14 protein-coding genes are annotated in these 17,061 nt (G+C 41.2%); 5 read left to right on the top strand and 9 right to left on the bottom strand.

What is annotated here, in order from left to right:
* Positions 1 to 387: 387 nt before the first annotated feature.
* Positions 388 to 1,518 (top strand): class Ia ribonucleoside-diphosphate reductase subunit beta, encoded by a 1,131-nt coding sequence (nrdB, locus tag N482_RS19275; protein WP_063378602.1) that lies wholly within the window; start codon positions 388 to 390, stop codon positions 1,516 to 1,518.
* Complete coding sequence (yfaE, locus tag N482_RS19270) at positions 1,518 to 1,790, top strand: class I ribonucleotide reductase maintenance protein YfaE (RefSeq protein WP_063378601.1); 273 nt, start codon at positions 1,518 to 1,520, stop codon at positions 1,788 to 1,790. The genes nrdB and yfaE overlap by 1 nt, the downstream gene beginning before the upstream one ends.
* Here the strand turns inward: yfaE and N482_RS19265 are convergent.
* Positions 1,782 to 2,306, bottom strand: coding sequence for a YaeQ family protein (locus tag N482_RS19265; RefSeq protein ID WP_063378600.1), 525 nt, complete (start codon positions 2,304 to 2,306; stop codon positions 1,782 to 1,784). The two genes, yfaE and N482_RS19265, sit on opposite strands and share 9 nt — an antisense overlap.
* 157 nt (positions 2,307 to 2,463) lie before the next feature.
* Between N482_RS19265 and N482_RS19260 the strand changes: the two genes are divergently transcribed.
* Entirely contained in the window at positions 2,464 to 4,995 is a 2,532-nt protein-coding gene (locus tag N482_RS19260) for a TonB-dependent receptor (protein WP_063378599.1), read from the top strand.
* 176 nt (positions 4,996 to 5,171) lie between these two features.
* On the opposite strand, the gene N482_RS19255 is transcribed toward N482_RS19260, so the two are convergent.
* Genes N482_RS19255 through N482_RS19245 form a run of 3 tightly spaced genes read right to left on the bottom strand, consistent with a single transcriptional unit; the run spans position 5,172 to position 8,011 of the window.
* Complete coding sequence (locus N482_RS19255; protein ID WP_063378598.1) at positions 5,172 to 5,561, bottom strand: GtrA family protein; 390 nt, start codon at positions 5,559 to 5,561, stop codon at positions 5,172 to 5,174.
* Between the two features lie 2 nt (positions 5,562 to 5,563).
* On the bottom strand, positions 5,564 to 6,976 hold the full coding sequence (locus N482_RS19250) for an ArnT family glycosyltransferase (RefSeq protein WP_063378597.1): 1,413 nt from the start codon (positions 6,974 to 6,976) through the stop codon (positions 5,564 to 5,566).
* A complete protein-coding gene (locus tag N482_RS19245) occupies positions 6,977 to 8,011 on the bottom strand; it encodes a glycosyltransferase family 2 protein (protein WP_081228096.1) in 1,035 nt (344 codons plus the stop codon).
* 127 nt (positions 8,012 to 8,138) lie between these two features.
* Here N482_RS19245 and N482_RS19240 point away from each other — a divergent pair, with 127 nt between their 5' ends.
* Together N482_RS19240 and N482_RS19235 are read left to right on the top strand one after the other, a co-directional pair.
* The gene (locus N482_RS19240; protein ID WP_063378596.1) at positions 8,139 to 8,816 is read left to right on the top strand and encodes a response regulator transcription factor; all 678 of its coding nucleotides are present in this window, start codon (positions 8,139 to 8,141) and stop codon (positions 8,814 to 8,816) included.
* Positions 8,813 to 10,075, top strand: a complete 1,263-nt coding sequence (locus tag N482_RS19235; protein WP_063378595.1) for a sensor histidine kinase — start codon at positions 8,813 to 8,815, stop codon at positions 10,073 to 10,075. The genes N482_RS19240 and N482_RS19235 overlap by 4 nt, the downstream gene beginning before the upstream one ends.
* Before the next feature lie 509 nt (positions 10,076 to 10,584).
* On the opposite strand, the gene N482_RS19230 is transcribed toward N482_RS19235, so the two are convergent.
* The 5 genes from N482_RS19230 to N482_RS19210 form a co-directional block, all read right to left on the bottom strand.
* Positions 10,585 to 10,770 carry a YqaE/Pmp3 family membrane protein gene (locus tag N482_RS19230; protein ID WP_063373621.1) on the bottom strand — a complete coding sequence of 62 codons (186 nt, stop codon included), beginning with the start codon at positions 10,768 to 10,770 and terminating at the stop codon, positions 10,585 to 10,587.
* Positions 10,771 to 11,009: 239 nt separating this feature from the next.
* The gene (locus N482_RS19225; RefSeq protein ID WP_063378594.1) at positions 11,010 to 11,876 is read right to left on the bottom strand and encodes a mechanosensitive ion channel domain-containing protein; all 867 of its coding nucleotides are present in this window, start codon (positions 11,874 to 11,876) and stop codon (positions 11,010 to 11,012) included.
* Positions 11,876 to 12,625, bottom strand: coding sequence for a hypothetical protein (locus tag N482_RS19220; RefSeq protein ID WP_063378593.1), 750 nt, complete (start codon positions 12,623 to 12,625; stop codon positions 11,876 to 11,878). Before N482_RS19220 ends, N482_RS19225 begins: the two co-directional genes overlap by 1 nt.
* Positions 12,619 to 13,002: a hypothetical protein gene (locus N482_RS19215; RefSeq protein WP_063378592.1), complete on the bottom strand. Its 384-nt coding sequence runs from the start codon at positions 13,000 to 13,002 to the stop codon at positions 12,619 to 12,621. Before N482_RS19215 ends, N482_RS19220 begins: the two co-directional genes overlap by 7 nt.
* A 4-nt stretch (positions 13,003 to 13,006) precedes the next feature.
* Complete coding sequence (locus N482_RS19210; protein ID WP_063378591.1) at positions 13,007 to 17,050, bottom strand: non-ribosomal peptide synthetase; 4,044 nt, start codon at positions 17,048 to 17,050, stop codon at positions 13,007 to 13,009.
* Positions 17,051 to 17,061: the final 11 nt, after the last annotated feature.

Genomic DNA, 17,061 nt, shown 5'->3' with positions numbered 1-17,061 from the left:
CGCTGCGTTTAGTTATATTTTCAGCTCAAAGACAAGGTCTTTAGAAACTAACGCAAGCTTGACTAACCTGTTGTAATTATAGCTTAAAATAACATTCCCTCATGATAAGCAGAACTGGGAACTTTGATATTTAGAGGAGTTTGTCAAGACGGTTAGCACGTAATTCTAAAAAATTTATTTGCGGTGTGGAATCGAATTCTGTGATACATTCGTATACTGAAACACACGCTCTGGGTTTAATGACATCAAGTGTAACGGAGCAAATTTCGTTGTCCCTGTAGAGGGGTTATAAAGCTCTGTTTTAGCACTTTGTGTCATGATAAATTGTAAACTTTCCAGCGGTTCAGTCGTTTAGACTCCGCTATTTTTTGGTATCGAGTATTATTTATGTCGTATTCTACGTTTAACAGAAAACATAATGATCAACTAAAAGAGCCAATGTTTTTTGGCCAATCTGTTAATGTATCTCGCTATGATCAGCAGAAATACCCAATATTTGAGAAGCTAATTGAAAAACAGTTATCTTTCTTTTGGCGTCCTGAAGAAGTCGATGTAAGTAAAGACAGGTTAGATTTTCAGGCGCTACCTGAACATGAGAAGCATATTTTCCTTAGCAACTTGAAATATCAAACACTGCTAGATAGTGTTCAAGGTCGTTCACCTAATGTTGCATTACTTCCTATCGTATCAATCCCTGAGCTAGAAACTTGGATTGAAACGTGGGCATTCAGTGAAACAATACACAGCCGTTCATACACGCATATCATTCGTAATGTAACTAAACAGCCAGAACTTATTTTCGATGACATCGTTGAGAACGAGAAAATCAGTGAACGCGCCGACTCTGTAACTAAATATTATGATGAGTTAATCGAGAAAGTATCTATTTACAACATGTATGGCGAAGGCAAACATGAGATTAACGGCGAGACGGTTCACATTAGCCTGTTTGAACTGAAAAAGCTGCTTTACCTATGCATTATGTCAGTAAACATTTTAGAAGCGATTCGTTTCTACGTGAGTTTTGCATGCTCATTTGCTTTTGCAGAGCGCGAGCTGATGGAAGGTAACGCAAAAATCATCAAGCTAATCGCACGAGATGAAGCTCTTCACCTTTCTGGCACTCAGCACATGCTGAATATCATGCAAGAAGGCAAAGACGACCCTGAGATGTCTATAGTTGCTGCGCAATGTGAAGAAGAAGCGATTCAAATGTTCGTAGAAGCTGCGGAGCAAGAAAAAGAATGGGCAGAATACCTATTCAAAGACGGTTCTATGATTGGCCTTAACAAAGATATTTTGTGCCAATACGTAGAGTACATCACAAATGTACGTATGGCCGCTGTTGGTTTACCTACTCAATTCGAAAGTAAAAGTAATCCTATTCCATGGATTAACGCTTGGTTGGTTTCTGACAATGTTCAGGTTGCTCCGCAAGAAGCTGAAATCAGCTCATACCTAGTTGGTCAAATTGATTCAGAAGTAAGTGCGTCAGACTTTGGTGATTTCGACCTGTAATGGAAGAAAGGCCACAACCGACAATAACAATCGCAGACCACGATGAGCCGCTGAAATTTGCGGCTCAATCACCTTCACTTCTATGTACTCTTGAACAAAACAACATCAATGTACCTTACCAATGCCGAGAAGGTTATTGTGGAGCGTGTCGAGCAAAGTTAGTACAAGGCGAAACAGTCTACAACCAAGAGCCCTTGGCGTTTGTGCGAGATGGTGAGGTGCTACTGTGCTGTTCGAAGCCGATAACCGATATCGTGATTAAGCTAACTTAACCTTTGAACTTCTGTTTGAAAGTAATCGGTGCCATTGCTAATTGCTATAGCACCGTCTTCTATCACCACATCCCAGTGCAGACTGCGTGTCAAAGCCGCAACCAAATCGTCAACCCATGTTTGATTTACTGAAAATATACGAATGTTTGGCAACGCAATTAGGCGAGGCTCCAAGGCATTAAACCATTCCTCATCATGGACCAAAAAAATAATGGTTTTGCCGTAGATTTTTCCATATTTTTGAATGTCACCTAGCTCTGCTGGTCCGACAAACAGCGCATTTTCGATCACTCCACTGTCATCTTCATGCCATACATCAGGACTAGACTTTTCTCGATTGTTCAACCAACGTACTTTGTCGCTATAAGACAAGGCGCAGTAACCAATAAGCTTTAACACAAAATGCTCAAGCGTTTCTGCTTTTTGTAATGCTGTCGTAAAGGTCTCAAGGTGATTTGCTTGATGAAACAAATCAGCTATTTTCAACCTCACTTTGAAAACAAATGGTCCAGTCATACTAGGTTCATATTATTAAGGCGCTGTAGCTTAAATATAGGAACAGTCAAATATAATTCAAACATAAGGTTATAGTATAACATCATTGTTTTTAAAAAAATGAGGTGTTATATTATTACAAGTTCACAATCACTATCATAATCAAGAAAGTAGTAACATGTATAAACAATCTTTGATCTCACTGAGTGTCAGCGCAGTAATGCTGTCAACGTCAGCATATGCTGGCGAGTTAAAAGGTAAAGTTGTAGACAACAACAACCTACCAGTTAGCAATGCAGATGTTCACTTGCACGGTAAATCACAAACAATTAAAACAGATGCTGAAGGTAACTTCACAATCGCGGTTGACGCAGCATCTCAGTTACATGTTTCAAAAAACAACTTTATTGATCAACGCTTAGACGTTAATCCAGACTCTCCTTTTGTTACTGTTACGCTAACAGCGAGTTCTGTTGAGAGTATTGTTGTATACGCATCTGCTCTGCACAAAAGCAACATGGAAATGGCTTCACCAGTTACGGTTGTAAGTGGTGATAAACTGAAAAGCTCAGCTAAGCCAACTTTAGGTGAGACACTTAAAGGCTTACCGGGTGTTAATGCGAGCTACTTTGGTCCTGTGTCTTCAAGTCCAATCATCCGCGGATTAGACGGTCCTCGCGTTAAAATTACACAAAACGGCTTAGACAGCAGTGACGCTTCACGTGTTGGTCCCGACCATGCTAATACAAATGATGCGCTTGGCGCAGAGCAAATCGAGATTCTTCGCGGTCCTGCAACTCTGCTTTATGGTTCAGGTGCGATTGGCGGTGTAGTAAACGTTGTTGATAACCGTATTCCAACAGATGTTATCGAAGCGCCTCAAGGAGCTGTTAATTACAGCCACGATACTAATTCGAACACAAATACGTACGCTGTATTGTTTGAAACGGGCCATGAAGGCTTCAACTTCCACTTTGATGGTGTAAAACGTCAAGGCGACGACTACGAAACACCAAGCTTTAAATTACCTAGTGACCATGACGAACATCACGAAGATGAACATGGACATGATGACCATGATCACGCTCATGAAGGCGAAGAACACGAAGGTGAAGAAGAGCACACAGCTGAATACGCAGAGAAAGTAGATAATACATTTATCGACTCTGAAGTGTTCAATATAGGTACAAGTTACGTTTCAGATCATATCACAGCTGGTATTTCTTACGGTCGCATTGAAACTGATTACGGTATCCCTGCACACAGCCACGATCACGGTCACGATGACCATGGACACGAAGACGAACACGGTCATGACCACGATGAAGACCATGGTGAAGATGGCGCACACGATCACGAAGGTGAAAACCACAACGTGTTTGCGCGCGTTAAGCAAGACCGATGGCAAGCGTTATTTAACTATGCACTTCATAACAACTGGTTAGAGTCTATTCAGGTCCGTGCAGGTTATACAGATTACGAGCATGCAGAAATCGAAGGCGGCGCAGTTGGCACATTGTTCAAAAACGAAACAACTGAACTTCGAACTAATTTTGAACACCGCATTGGTGGCTGGCACGGTATCTTTGGTTACCACTACTCTGACAGCGATTATGAAGCACAAGGCGCCGAAGCTTTCACGCCAGCGACAAATACCACAACACATGCATTCTATATATTAGAAGAAAGAGAGTTTGGTGATTTCACACTAGAGTTAGGTGCGCGCGTTGAAGATTTCGAACTATCAAGCCGTATTACTGAAACACACGTAGGTCACGATGATGACCACGACGAACATGGTGAAGACGACCATGATCATGACCATGCTCACGAAGAGGCAATGGTTAAAACGACGCAGATCTCTGACTACACGCTTGAAATGACAAATGTGAGTGCCTCAATTGGTGGTGTTTATAACTACGCAACTGGTGAAAATGTTGCTATCAGTCTTTCTCGTTCAGAGCGTGCACCTTTAACAGCAGAGTTGCTCTCTAATGGCTTACACATAGCAACAAGCACTTATGAGTTAGGTCTTGGCTATGAAATTGAAGGCACTGAGATCCACTTTGACCCAACAGATATTGAAAAAGAGACATCGACTAACTTAGATATTAGCTTCCGTCGTTTCATCGGTGACTTTGGCTATACAGTTAACGTATTCCATAACGATATTTCTAACTTCTACTATCAAGAAAAGACGAATTACTTCTTTACGTCTGAGCATGGTTTAGAAGTTGCTGACCACAAGCACGAAGACGCACGCGACGTTTACCAATATGTGAGTAAAGATGCAAAACTTTACGGATTGGAATTTGATGTTCACTATCAAATTAATGATTTAACACGTATAAAGGTATTTGGCGATCACTTACGCGCTAAACTTGAAAATGGACAAAACCTACCGCGTATTCCAAGTAACAAGCTTGGTATTAATTACGCTTATGAAAACGGTCCATTTAAAGCGGATATGACAATTACGCGCTACGAAGAGCAAGACAAAGTCACCTCTTATGAGACAGTAACTAAAGGCTACACATTGGTAGATGCAAGCCTAAGCTACGACTTTGCAGTAAAAGGTATCGACATGGTTGGCTACATGAATCTAGAAAACTTGACTGATGAATTGGGCTTTGTACACAGCTCATTTATCAAAGATCAGGCGCCTCTCCCTGGGCGTAACTTAAAGCTTGGAATTAGAGCTTACTTCTAAACAGTTCCTTTCTTTTATAGAGACCCAAAATGCTGTCCTTAGTGGCAGCATTTTTATTTCTAGTGTTTTTATTTTCTTCACCAAGCTAGTCAATGCCATCTATCAAAACAGCGACATTGCACGGCGCTAGTGCGACTTACTTAACTCGGTTATGAAGTAAAACAGCAGGTTATTATTCAAGCGTGCTTAGTTTTGAAGACCCATAATGCGCTTAAAATGTAATTTAAAAACACCCCTACCAGTACCCCACAACCTAAGGCAAAATAGATAAACAACAGTTCGTTTGAATATTCAGTCACCACCTTGAATACGGTGATATTCATTGTTCCTGCAATGCTGGCAGTAATTAAGCTTTTTGTGCATTCAGAGAACGCTCGATTAGAGCTTGCCGAGCAAAATGTAAAGTGTCGATTTCCGAGCCAAGTTGTAAACGCAGCCACAAAAAAAGCAAGTACCCTAGCCCATTCTAAATGCAGCGACAAACCGAAGCTAAAAAAGGTGAACATTGATACATCCACAGCAAACCCAACAGTCCCTACAAGAGCAAATTTAATCACCTTCTGCATAACTAACCACGAGTATTAGAACAAGTGAATAATGAGCGACCCGATTTCGATTCAAACACAACCGTACAACTCAATAAATGCTGCTCTACGAGCGCAGTGACCTGTTCAAGCCTGCCAATAATATGGTATTGACTCATCGTAGTAAGAACACGTGTGTCTTTTAGTAACTTTGCTTGCCCTCGGCTATAAAATTGACCTGAAAACGGTCTCTTGCCAACATAGAAAACAGGAAGTTCAAGAGATGCCTGCTCGAAGATTACTCGGTCGCTGAGGCTGTCAGCTTTACCCAAATTTAGAACTAACAAAACGACCATCAACATGACAGGAATAAAGGCCGAAGCGCCCCACAACCATTTAAAGTCTTTTTGCGTGACCAACATGGCTGTCAGGACACCAATTGCCGGCACTCCCGGTAGTACGTAAGCAGGTAATATATTTCCTGATAAAGTAAACAGTAGCAGCGGGGATAATAACCAAAAGACCAAGAAGCTAAATAGGCCTGTGTAACCCTTTTCAATTTCGCGCTTGTAACTACACTTTTTCCAAATTAACACTGGAAGCACTACTGACCACGGTAAAGCAGACTGTAACCAAAACAACCAAATAGTCCCGCGTGGTCTATCATGTGCATTGCCGTATAAATCGCCCTCCCAACCGCTTATTACAAATCGGTTAAAGTGTTCACCGACAATAAAATAATCTAAAAAACCTGGTGTTGCGATTTCTGCCAACACATACCAAGGCAACGCAACCATTAGCATAAGCCCACTGCCAGACAACACAGGAAACCTACTCCATAGCTGTTTGAATGCCCCCAAAACGCCGTGTTGAAGCATAAGCCAAGGTACTACCGCAATTGTCATTATGACTAAAGCTACCGGCCCCTTTGCCAATAAGCCACACGCCAATCCAAAAAATCCTACATAGCCCCATTTTTGAGCATGCTCATCTTTTTGTAACCAACATAAGTAAAACCCCACCATGGCCATAGTTAATGCTAAGGTCAGGGCCATGTCAGTCATCACCGCGCCCGATGCAATGGTAAAAATACCACATGTAGCTACCACAACCGCGGCAACAACAGGGTTGTTATTGGTTTTTCGTGCAAGCAATCCAATGAAGCAAATAGTCAACACCCCAGCAAACCAATGAGGAACGCGCACTGCAAATTCATTTAGCCCAAATAGCTTGATCCCAGTAGCACTCATCCAAGTGAACAGCGGTGGTTTACCCCAAAATGGAACATCATAGTCAAATTGTGGAGTCAGCCAATTTCCGGTTTCGACCATAAGACGAGCCATTTCGCCATAGCGGGCTTCTGTCGTATCCATTAACGGATAAGTCGCCAAAGAAATAAGCCTAAGAAGGAGTGCAAAAGCTAAAAGTAGCCAAAGGTGGATTTGTCTTACCGTCATCTATGCTTTCTCCCTTAGCGACGGCACCTCAGTGCTATTTTGCGTTTGATTACAGTGGTGCACATGCGCCACGAGATAGAGTGGCCGTTGTTTGACCTCAACAAAAATTCGCCCGATATATTCTCCCAATAAACCGATAGACAGTAGCTGCACACCGCCAAGAGCCAGCTGCACGACCATGGTTGACGGGTAACCGGATACAACTTCACCAAAGGCTAGTGTCTTGGTAATTATGACTAGGCCGTAAACAAAGGCTGAACTAGCAATCAATGCGCCTAGTATAGTCGCTAGTCTAAGAGGCCGAATAGAGAAGGATGTGATGCCGTCCATAGCGAGGCCAATAAGCTTTAAATAATTCCACTTTGTTTGCCCTAAATAGCGAGCATCGCGTTCAAATTCTACGGTTGTGTGATTAAATCCGGGCCACGCAAAGATCCCTTTCATGTAGCGAGTGCGCTCAGGTAGCGCATTAATGTGCTGCACGACTTTTGAACTCATTAGACGAAAATCACCGACGTTTTCGGGCACATTTAACGGTGTCATCTTATTCAGTAATTTGTAAAAGCATCCAGCAGAGAATCGCTTCAACCAAGACTCCCCCCGGCGACTGGTGCGTTTCATATTTACCACATCAATCCCTGCACGCCACTTACATAACATTTTAGGAATAAGCTCCGGTGGGTCCTGAAGATCAGCATCTATCATGATGACCGCTTGGCCTTTTGCATGATTGAGCCCTGCACTCATCGCACTTTCCTTGCCAAAATTACGACTTAGCTCGATGCATTTTATCGTACAGTTTGCTGCACTAAATTTTTTGACAATCTCTAAGCTACCGTCAACACTCCCATCATCGACATAAATGATTTCTGTTGTCCCGTTGATTTGGGTAAGTACCCAGCTAAGCCGTTGGTGAAATTCAGCGAGCACTTCTGATTCGTTATAAAATGGAACAACGATTGATAAAGTAGGTCCAATATCTCGGCGTTCGTTTAGTGCACTAATGTTTGTTATTGGTGCATTAGAAAAAGACATACGCAATTATCCGTTTCATTAAAAGACGGACTTAGCCTATAGCAGAGGCAGTGAAAGAGTTGTCGTCGACATTTTTTTCACACTAGATATGCATAATATAGATTGATGTTTTTGTTGGAGTGTTAGTTTGAAAAGACTGCTGATAGTGGAAGACAATCGCGAGATTGCAGGCATTTTGTTTGACTATTTTGATTCACTAGGAATGGAAATCGATTATGCAGACAATGGAGAGCTGGGCCTGAAGCTCGCAAGTGAGCACACTTTTGACGTCATTCTATTAGACCTCATGCTGCCACGCATGAGTGGCTTATCCATTTGCAACAAACTAAGAGAGTCTGGCAACACCACCCCTATATTAATGATCACTGCATTGGATGGTCGAGATGATATTTTACAAGGCTTTGAACATGGCGCAGACGACTACCTCACAAAGCCATTTGACTTAGACATTCTAGAGGCACGTATGCATGCTTTAATTCGCCGTAGTAATGCCGAGTTTACGAGCCAAAAACTCAGTTTTGGAGATGTATCCATCGACCAAAAAACGCGCCAAGCATACAGGCAAGGCCGCTTACTTCCACTTAACCCTACAACTTACACAATCTTGGAGTTGCTTTTAAAAAAATCCCCCGAAGTACTTACAAAAGAAGAGATCGCGTTTCAATTATGGAGCGAGAATGAAGCAAACAATGACGTACTACGCAGCCACATTTACCAGCTAAGAACCCAATTAGATAAACCATTCGAAACCCCTATCTTAATTACAGTCCCTAAGGTTGGTTTTCGTTTGGAGCACGCTTCATGATACGACTATACCTTGGAAACACCCGCAGCATGACTGGTCGTCTTGCTCTATTTTTTGCCGCTGTTTCAGCTGTGATCGGATTATTTTGTTTTGCACTAATTACCCTAACCTTGCGCTGGGCAGAAGATAGAATGGGAGAAAGAAGAATACTGATTGATAAAAAAGAAGCCATTCACTACTTTCATTCCAATCCTGATATCAATGTAGTGCAGTTGGATCTGCTTACAACCGCATATAATGATATCTCGCTCGTGCCTAAAACCTACCAGCCCTACTTAATAGGTAAAAGTCATTTCTTAGATGAAATACATATTGAGGATGGTTCCCAAATGGTTTACTTGAGTACCTTTACTCATAGCGGCATTGAAAAGCCCATTATTTTGCTTACTTATGTTGACGAAGTGGAGATAAGCTACAATGAATTTATCACTGTGATTGCCATCAACCTTGCCTTTGTTGTGGTGCTTGTTTTTATTTTTGCTAAGTTACTAATGAAGTTGTCACAGCGCTTGATTGAGCCAGTCAATGCGCTTAAGGCCCAACTCGATAAGAATGATCCCAGCGCTTCCTTTACACTACCTAAAGATGCCGCCAACGAATTTCAAACTCTAGCCTCTGGACTAAACGGTTATAGAACACACGTGAATGACCTGATTAAACGTGAGCAATCTTTCGCACGTTACGCAAGCCACGAGCTTAGAACACCTTTGACGGTCATCAAGGGGGCTTCAAAACTACTTCTTAGAGCAAGTGAAGATAGCTTTATCTCGCGACAAATGACCAGAGTTCAAGAAGCCAGCAAACAGATGTCAACCATGACCGATGCCCTTTTGTCGCTGGTGCGTTATGAACGAGAAAAACATAATGAACCCTTTAGGCGTATAAGCGCAGAAGAGTTGGACAGTATCATTTCATCAAACTTACCTCTAGCGCAGCAAAAACAACTCGATTTAAAATGCACAATAGAAAGTATGCCTACCGTTCAAGCCAGCCCACCTGTTATAGCCATAGTACTAAACAACTTAATCAGAAATGCCATTGCTGCAACCGAAGAAGGCAATATTGAAATTTGCATGACTGACTCAAAATTAAAGGTTATCGACAGCGGATGTGGTTACGACGGGCATCAAGATCCGCAAGGACATGGGTTAGGTTTGCTCATTGTCGAAGACTTCTGCCAGCGTTTCAATTGGGCATTCTCTCTGCACAACAATGATGAGCGTGGTTGCACAGTGTGTGTAGCTTTTGACTCTAAATAGGTTAGGCGAATTTGAGAATAGTATGTAGCCTGTATAGGATGTTTTGTGCGAATGAATACAACAACCCCAAGTGCAACTGTAGATAAGGTTTGAAACGGCAATACATTATTGATGAAACAAGAAATGAAGTCAGAGAAGTATCAGAGCAGCTGAAACAGGCATGGAACTTGGACATGACGCAAATACTGCTGTAGACAATATAGCTCAAGCCATGGTGCAACAGTCAGATGCGTCTTTATAAATGGATAATAACACTATCCGCTTAAGAGACTTGGCCAGTGACTCGACAGCTGCGATAGACAAAGTTATCAACATGCTTGAAACAGTCAATAAAGACAGTTTTCACCTGACTGAAGAGTGATCTCGCTTTAAACTTTAAGCGAGTTGACTCTTACTGCGCTGTACAATTAATTTGTAACTGTTGGCTCTTTTGAAAAATGCGATAAGAGCTCCGCTCAATACGGTATACAAGTACAAAGCTAACGTTCACGTATGAGGTTAAGCATTATCTAGTCGCCAGTTTTATTTGTCACAACCAACCAAATCGCATGGATCATACCAGGCAACCCACCAAGTAATGTCAACACAATATTAATAAAGAAGTGTGCACTAAAGCCCACTTGCAAAAAAGCGCCAATTGGCGGCAGGAAAATCGCAAAAATTAAATTTACTATGCTGATATTGTTTGAGCTCATATTTAACTCTCTACATTAATTAAACGTGAAATGAATCTCAGTAGCTATGTGCCACCCTGTTTTATTGTCACCTTTTTTTGTAGTAGCCGCAAATAATAATACTTCTATAAAACGCCCCAAAATGCAAACCCTGAAGCTGTGGACTACGACAGTTTAAAGATAGCCTAATTAGTAAAGGTTGCTTAGTTTAAAGTTTTCAATTGCGTTACCTTAAGCCAACAAATATCCATTCAAAATGATTACTCAAGATCACAACTTGAAAGGCTGATTTTTTCTAATGCGCACATCAATAACACAGCTCGGTACAATTCGCTTTTGAACACCGACTCATTTCGAGCCAGTGCAACATACACTAACGCATTGACTTCAATACAGTCCTTGTTTTGCATAAAGTGAATCTTAATCGGTTTGCTCAAATCAACATACCGAGAGTTTTGTAGCTCATTCCACAGACGGCGTTCAAAATGTTGCAGTTTATCCGCGCCAATATTACTCGCCAAGAAGAATGGAATTTCACATGGCGAACTTGCAGATCCTGCGGTGGCGCAGGCAAAGCGCCTATGCCACATCTCTGCGGTTGGAAAAGTAACAACATAGCCATTAGCTTGCTTTAACTGCGTATGAAAGCTATCCAAACTAATAAGCTCTCCCTTGCAATCAGCAATTTGCATCACATCACCTACTTGAATTGTTTTGTTGAAACCAGTCAGTACTTTAAAAGCAAACCCTGATAACAGAGATTTAAGCGCATCAGTTCCAACAAACGTTAACCAAAAAAACATCAATAGAAATGAGATAGTTAAACTGTCTATGATATCGCTTGATTCTTTACTCACAAAATAAGCGAACACACAGAGAATAATTGGCAAGCCAAAGAACTGACAAATAAACACCCATGCCTGCAATTTAGTAAACTGTCGATGCTGCTCTAACTCATTGGCGTGAGACAATAACCTATGCTCCGACAACCCTACTTTAGCTCGTCTAGCTTTGCGTCGCGTTTTAAACAGTGTAAACAATGCGAGAACCGCAATTTGACTCACCACTAAGAGAATCAGGTACACCACAACATAGATATTTTGAAAATATTGGATCAACTCAGCCATTACACCCACCGCTGCGACAGTTGAATTAGATCGACGCCAAGCTTTGCACGAACAAAAAACACTGCGATTGGAATATATACTTGCTCAATTGTTACTAACCCACAAGACATGGTTACAACACCGGTATCTAGCAAAGTAAAGAGCAATGCTTTAAGGCCCGAATCAGATCCCCCTAGCACTTTTAAAATTTCCTTTTCCTGCATTGGGCAAGAGAACGTGAGCAAGGCTAACAACGCAAGCTCGTTACGAGTGGAATCACGCTCGAGAATTTTCCGCAGCTTTAAATATGGCGCGACGAGCATCTTATGCTCACACGTGATTTTCCTTCCTTTGGATTCGAACAAAACCAAGTTATGAACAGCATTTTGCCAACTCAAAAAGCGAGATTTATGCATTGCTTCTATTTCTGTATGAAAAATCAAATCTAGATTTTTAGCATGGGCAAGAAACGCAAAAACAAATATATTTACTCTGACTTTAATAATCATACCATTTTGATTAGAGATAAGTTTAAGCCCTAATAGAAAGTCTTTAACTGGGCCAAACCCCGCTTCATAGCGCTTGAACAATGAATCGACTGATGAAATACACAGTTGTTTAGAGGCTGGTAAGGAGCTGGCCAAAGCGTCCAGGTAACCTATCTCCTCTTGCTCTGTGAGCTTTACAGCTTGAGCATGGAGCGAACGCGCATCGACAGTCCCACCATCATATAAGTGGTCGAACCCAGTTACCAATTCTACTCTCAACATAGAGGGGAACCGTCGTAATCCAAAAGTACATCTAGGATGCTCGGCAACTCTGTAAGCCACCTCGCACCATTGTCTTCAACCAGCTTTCCCACTGCGTTAATCGACTTGAGTTGATGATCGGTTATCAGTTCAACACCTTGGTCCTGTGCAAAGCAGAATAGGGTTTTTTCAGGATACTTATTGGAATAGTCCACCAGCCTTGGCAAGGTTGTCGGAATATGTCTATTTGCCAGATCTTCTTGCAACAAGATAAACAAATAAAAATCTGCTTCTAGCTCAGAGTTTTCGTCAATAAATACGCAATGAAACTTTTCAGCTCCCATTAATAAATTTTCAATAACTGCGCTTTGTTTGTTCGCATAAACTTCAATGTTCATCGTGTTATTCCTTAATTTCAGTGCCGATGAATTTTTCTATGAATTGACCTATAGTCTCGATGTAAGGCTCATTCATCAATTCATAGTGACTCGCATCTACATACTTTTGGAGACAAGTTTGCTCAGTCCAATCTGACCACTTGTCATGCATCAGCAAGCCAAGTTCAGGCGTATCATTTATTTCCTTTAACAAAGCTTGTTGTGCCGTACTGATCTGCAGGATCGGGCTGTCAACTTTTTGTCCAGTAATCTGACTTTGCCAATGATGCTGATAATAAGCACAGACTCTATTTTCCAACACATCCATTGGCAGCCCCGAATTTTTTAACTCCCTACATACTTGGTCTTTTAGCAAATCTCGCATATTGCGGATCTTGCTTGGTAAACGTGCAAATTGCTGAGTATGAATGTATGCATCGATCAGAGTTATACTTTTGACTTCAACACCTCTCATGTTTAAAACTTGCGCAACTTGCATCGCAAGATTTCCTCCTCCAGAAAAACCTACCAAGTGAATGTCACCTTGCGCTAGTTGAGTCACATCATCACAATATGTATTAATGATATCTCTACATGACTCCATAAAATGAAATGCTGTTATCGAGATGTTAGGCTGGGCTTTTGCGAGATTTTGGTAACAAAACCCCAGACCTGACGCTGGTGGGAAGCAAAATAACAGCGGGCTTTGACTAGGATTATATTTTATATACCGAGCACGACTCACATCACTAAAATGCAATTTACTAATACTTTCTAACGTTCTCTCTGGGGTTAGCAATTCTAGCTCTATTTGCCAACCCAAATGTGACTTTAGTTCAGCGGCTAGTAAAATAATACTCACCGAATCCGCTCCTAAATCTTCAAGCGTCTGATCTGCACAGGGTACGCTTGATAAATTAAAAACTCGCCTAACAACCTCAAAAAGGTTAATTTCAATATGATTGTGTTCATCTTCACAATTACGTGATGAATGCATGTCTAATAATGCTGAGCGATTAATTTTACCACTTTCTAATTTGGGGAAGTCTTCGATACAATAGTATGCTCTGGGTATCATGTAGTTAGGTAAGTTAAACTTTACAAGCTTTTTAATTTCTTCAATGTTTAAAGCTGCGCTATTATTCACAGCGCGATTTAAAACAAATACTATAATATGCGAGCCCAAGTGAGAGTTTGTGGTCAACACCTTAAACATATCGAAAGGCAATATACCCGCAAACACCTTGTTTAATTCCGATAAATCGACACGCTGTCCGTGCACCTTAATTTGATCATCAACCCTTCCTTCAATCACATACTCCCCAGAGTCAGTTTGATAAGCCAAGTCCCCTGTTAAGTACAGCTGGTTTTGCAAGTTGTAAGGGTGTATACAAGATGCTTTTTGGATTATGCCGCTGTTTTTAACGTAACCTCTCATTAAACCAATTCCTCCGATGGCAAGCTGTCCAATCTCCCCTTTTGAGACTTCTTTGTGCTGTTCATTTAGCACAAACAACTCAACTCCATCGTGAGCTCGACCGACAGTGATAACATCATTAGTTGCAAGCGTATGAATGTAACTTTGAGATACATCAATTGTTGCTTCAGTTGGCCCATAGTTATTAATAAGGCAAATCTTATTTTTTACATTTGCTTGCTTAAAAAGCTCTATCGTATCTCTGTGAACTTGCTCTCCACCAACACGTATTCGAGTCAGCACACTTAGCTGATTTTCGTAATTATAATTGCGAACGTAGGTCAAAAACGCATGTAACTGACTGGATACCATTAATATTTCACCGATATTATGTTCACTAATATAGCGGATAACCTTGTCGGGATTAGCGCGCTCATTTTCAGGAATAATCACAAGAAAACTGCTTGAATAAACCCAGCCAAATAACTCCCACATTGCGCCATCAAATTGCGGTGTTGTTAGCTGCAAGTACCCTTGTGTTGGGCGGATCGGGTCTCGTAATTGTTTGTGATATAAACGATGGTGCAACCCATAATCTTCAATCAATACACCTTTCGCTTTGCTGCTGGACCCTGACGTATAACAAATATAAGCCAAGCTTTTTGGTGTCCTCAAACATGGTAAATTTTGGTCAGCTAAGTAATTGTCGGTAGTGAGGCTTTCAATACAAAGCCTTGGATAAATTAAACTATTTTCGTGCTCTTTATCTGTAAGTAACAATACCGCAGAGCAGTCAGCGAGCTGCGTATAAGCGTCTTTTGCTTGTAGCTTATCGCCAGTCTTAAGCGACAAAAATGCACCACCCGCTTTTAGTACCCCTAAAATTGCTGCAATATAGGTAATACTGGGGGATGCACAAATCGCGACGATATCATCATGTCCGACATTGTGCTCATAACGCAGACAGTGGGCAATGCGATTAATTTGTGTATTTAAAGCTGCGTAAGATATTTTTTCGCTCGCAAAAATGAGTGCGGTTCTATTAGGTGCTGCGTTAACTACTGATTCAAATTGCTCAACGATACCTGTCACTTTATAACTGGTTCCACTTTGAGCACTAAATGATGTTGGCCAAGGTACTGTATATTTAGCAATTGCTTCTAAATCACACTTACCGTTTGGAGCACTGGGCCACTTAATAACTGCGAATATGTGGCTTAGAGCAATTTTGAAACCTACTTTTTGTAATATATGTTGTTGGACATCTCTGGGGGTTACTTTACCTTGATTAATTGCGTCAACTAAAACGAACATGTGTATGGAAGTATGCGCGTCACGATTTGTATATGCTATCACTCTGACATCTGAGGCGCAGAGCCGTGGTTCTAGCAACCTTGTAAGTTGCTCTAAATTGACAATCTTGCCATTCACTTTTACTTGATGGTCAATCCTGCCACAAAATACCAAATTGCCGTCATCCAATCGCCTCACAAGGTCACCGGTTTTATAGGTACGCCTACTAGAAAGCCAATTAGTTTTAAATGCGTTGTTTGTTTCCTCATCCAGGCCAATGTATCCCAATGCGACTTGAACACCGGTAATATATAGCTCCCCAATCTCTCCATCTCTTACCGGAACCCCCGTATCATCAAGTACAAACAGTGTGTCTCTATAAATGGGCTTACCTATTGGTACTGACATTGCTTTAGGTATGGCCTGTGATAGACAGTCAAAATGTGTTACCTCTATAGTCGCCTCAGTCGGGCCATATAGGTTTATTAGCGATACCTTATCTCTACCAAATACACGTATAAAAGCATGAAGTAGACTGCTGGATAATACTTCTCCACCAACAAGGACCCGGTTGAGGGACGATAGCTGTTCAATATGTACAAAATTCTCTATATAGGTCAGAAATGCAGATAAAAAACTCGGGACAACGCTGATTTCTTTTAGTTTGAGTTGATTAATTTTCTTACACAGAATATCTGGCCTTTTCTCATGACCATCAGGTAGAACGAACAGCGCATTTTTAGAAAATAAAAACCCGAATAACTCCCTGATAGATACATCAAAACTTAACGGCGCTTTGAGCAATTCAATACTATTGCTTTTTACAGGGTAAACCGTATTTTTCCATGCAAGGTGCCGGTACATTGAATCATATTTAACCATCACTCCTTTGGGTGACCCGGTGGAACCAGAAGTAAATAGAACATAAACCAAATCACCAAAACGAAATGGCTCACTTTTAGCTAGAGCTTTAGCCATTGTTTGCTCTTTGCTTAAATCAATCGCTGTATTACCAACCAGTCTAAATTTTGGCGCTTTGTTACTAATAAATACTTTGCATTGCGCTTTTTTCAATCTCTGACTGATGGCACTATGTGTCAATTGCCTATCCAATGGTACGAATATAGCCCGAATACTTACCAAAGCGAGCACCGTCACTACCAAATCTATGTCACGAGGCTGACAAACTGCTACCTTATCCTGAGCATTGATGCCTTTTTCTACAAACCATGCAGCCCTATTACTGACACTTTGCCACAGCTCTTTATTACTAAACGATTGGCTTTCATCCATAACCGCAAGCTCAGTTGGGAATTCAATAGCTCGATATCTCAAACGTTCCGCTAAGTTTATAAACATTGCCCATACTC

The sequence above is a fragment of the Pseudoalteromonas luteoviolacea NCIMB 1942 genome, from assembly GCF_001625595.1.
Classification (GTDB): Bacteria; Pseudomonadota; Gammaproteobacteria; order Enterobacterales; family Alteromonadaceae; genus Pseudoalteromonas; species Pseudoalteromonas luteoviolacea_A.
The sequence above is the reverse complement of the archived record's forward strand: the minus strand, read 5'-3'. Positions and strand labels throughout refer to the sequence as shown.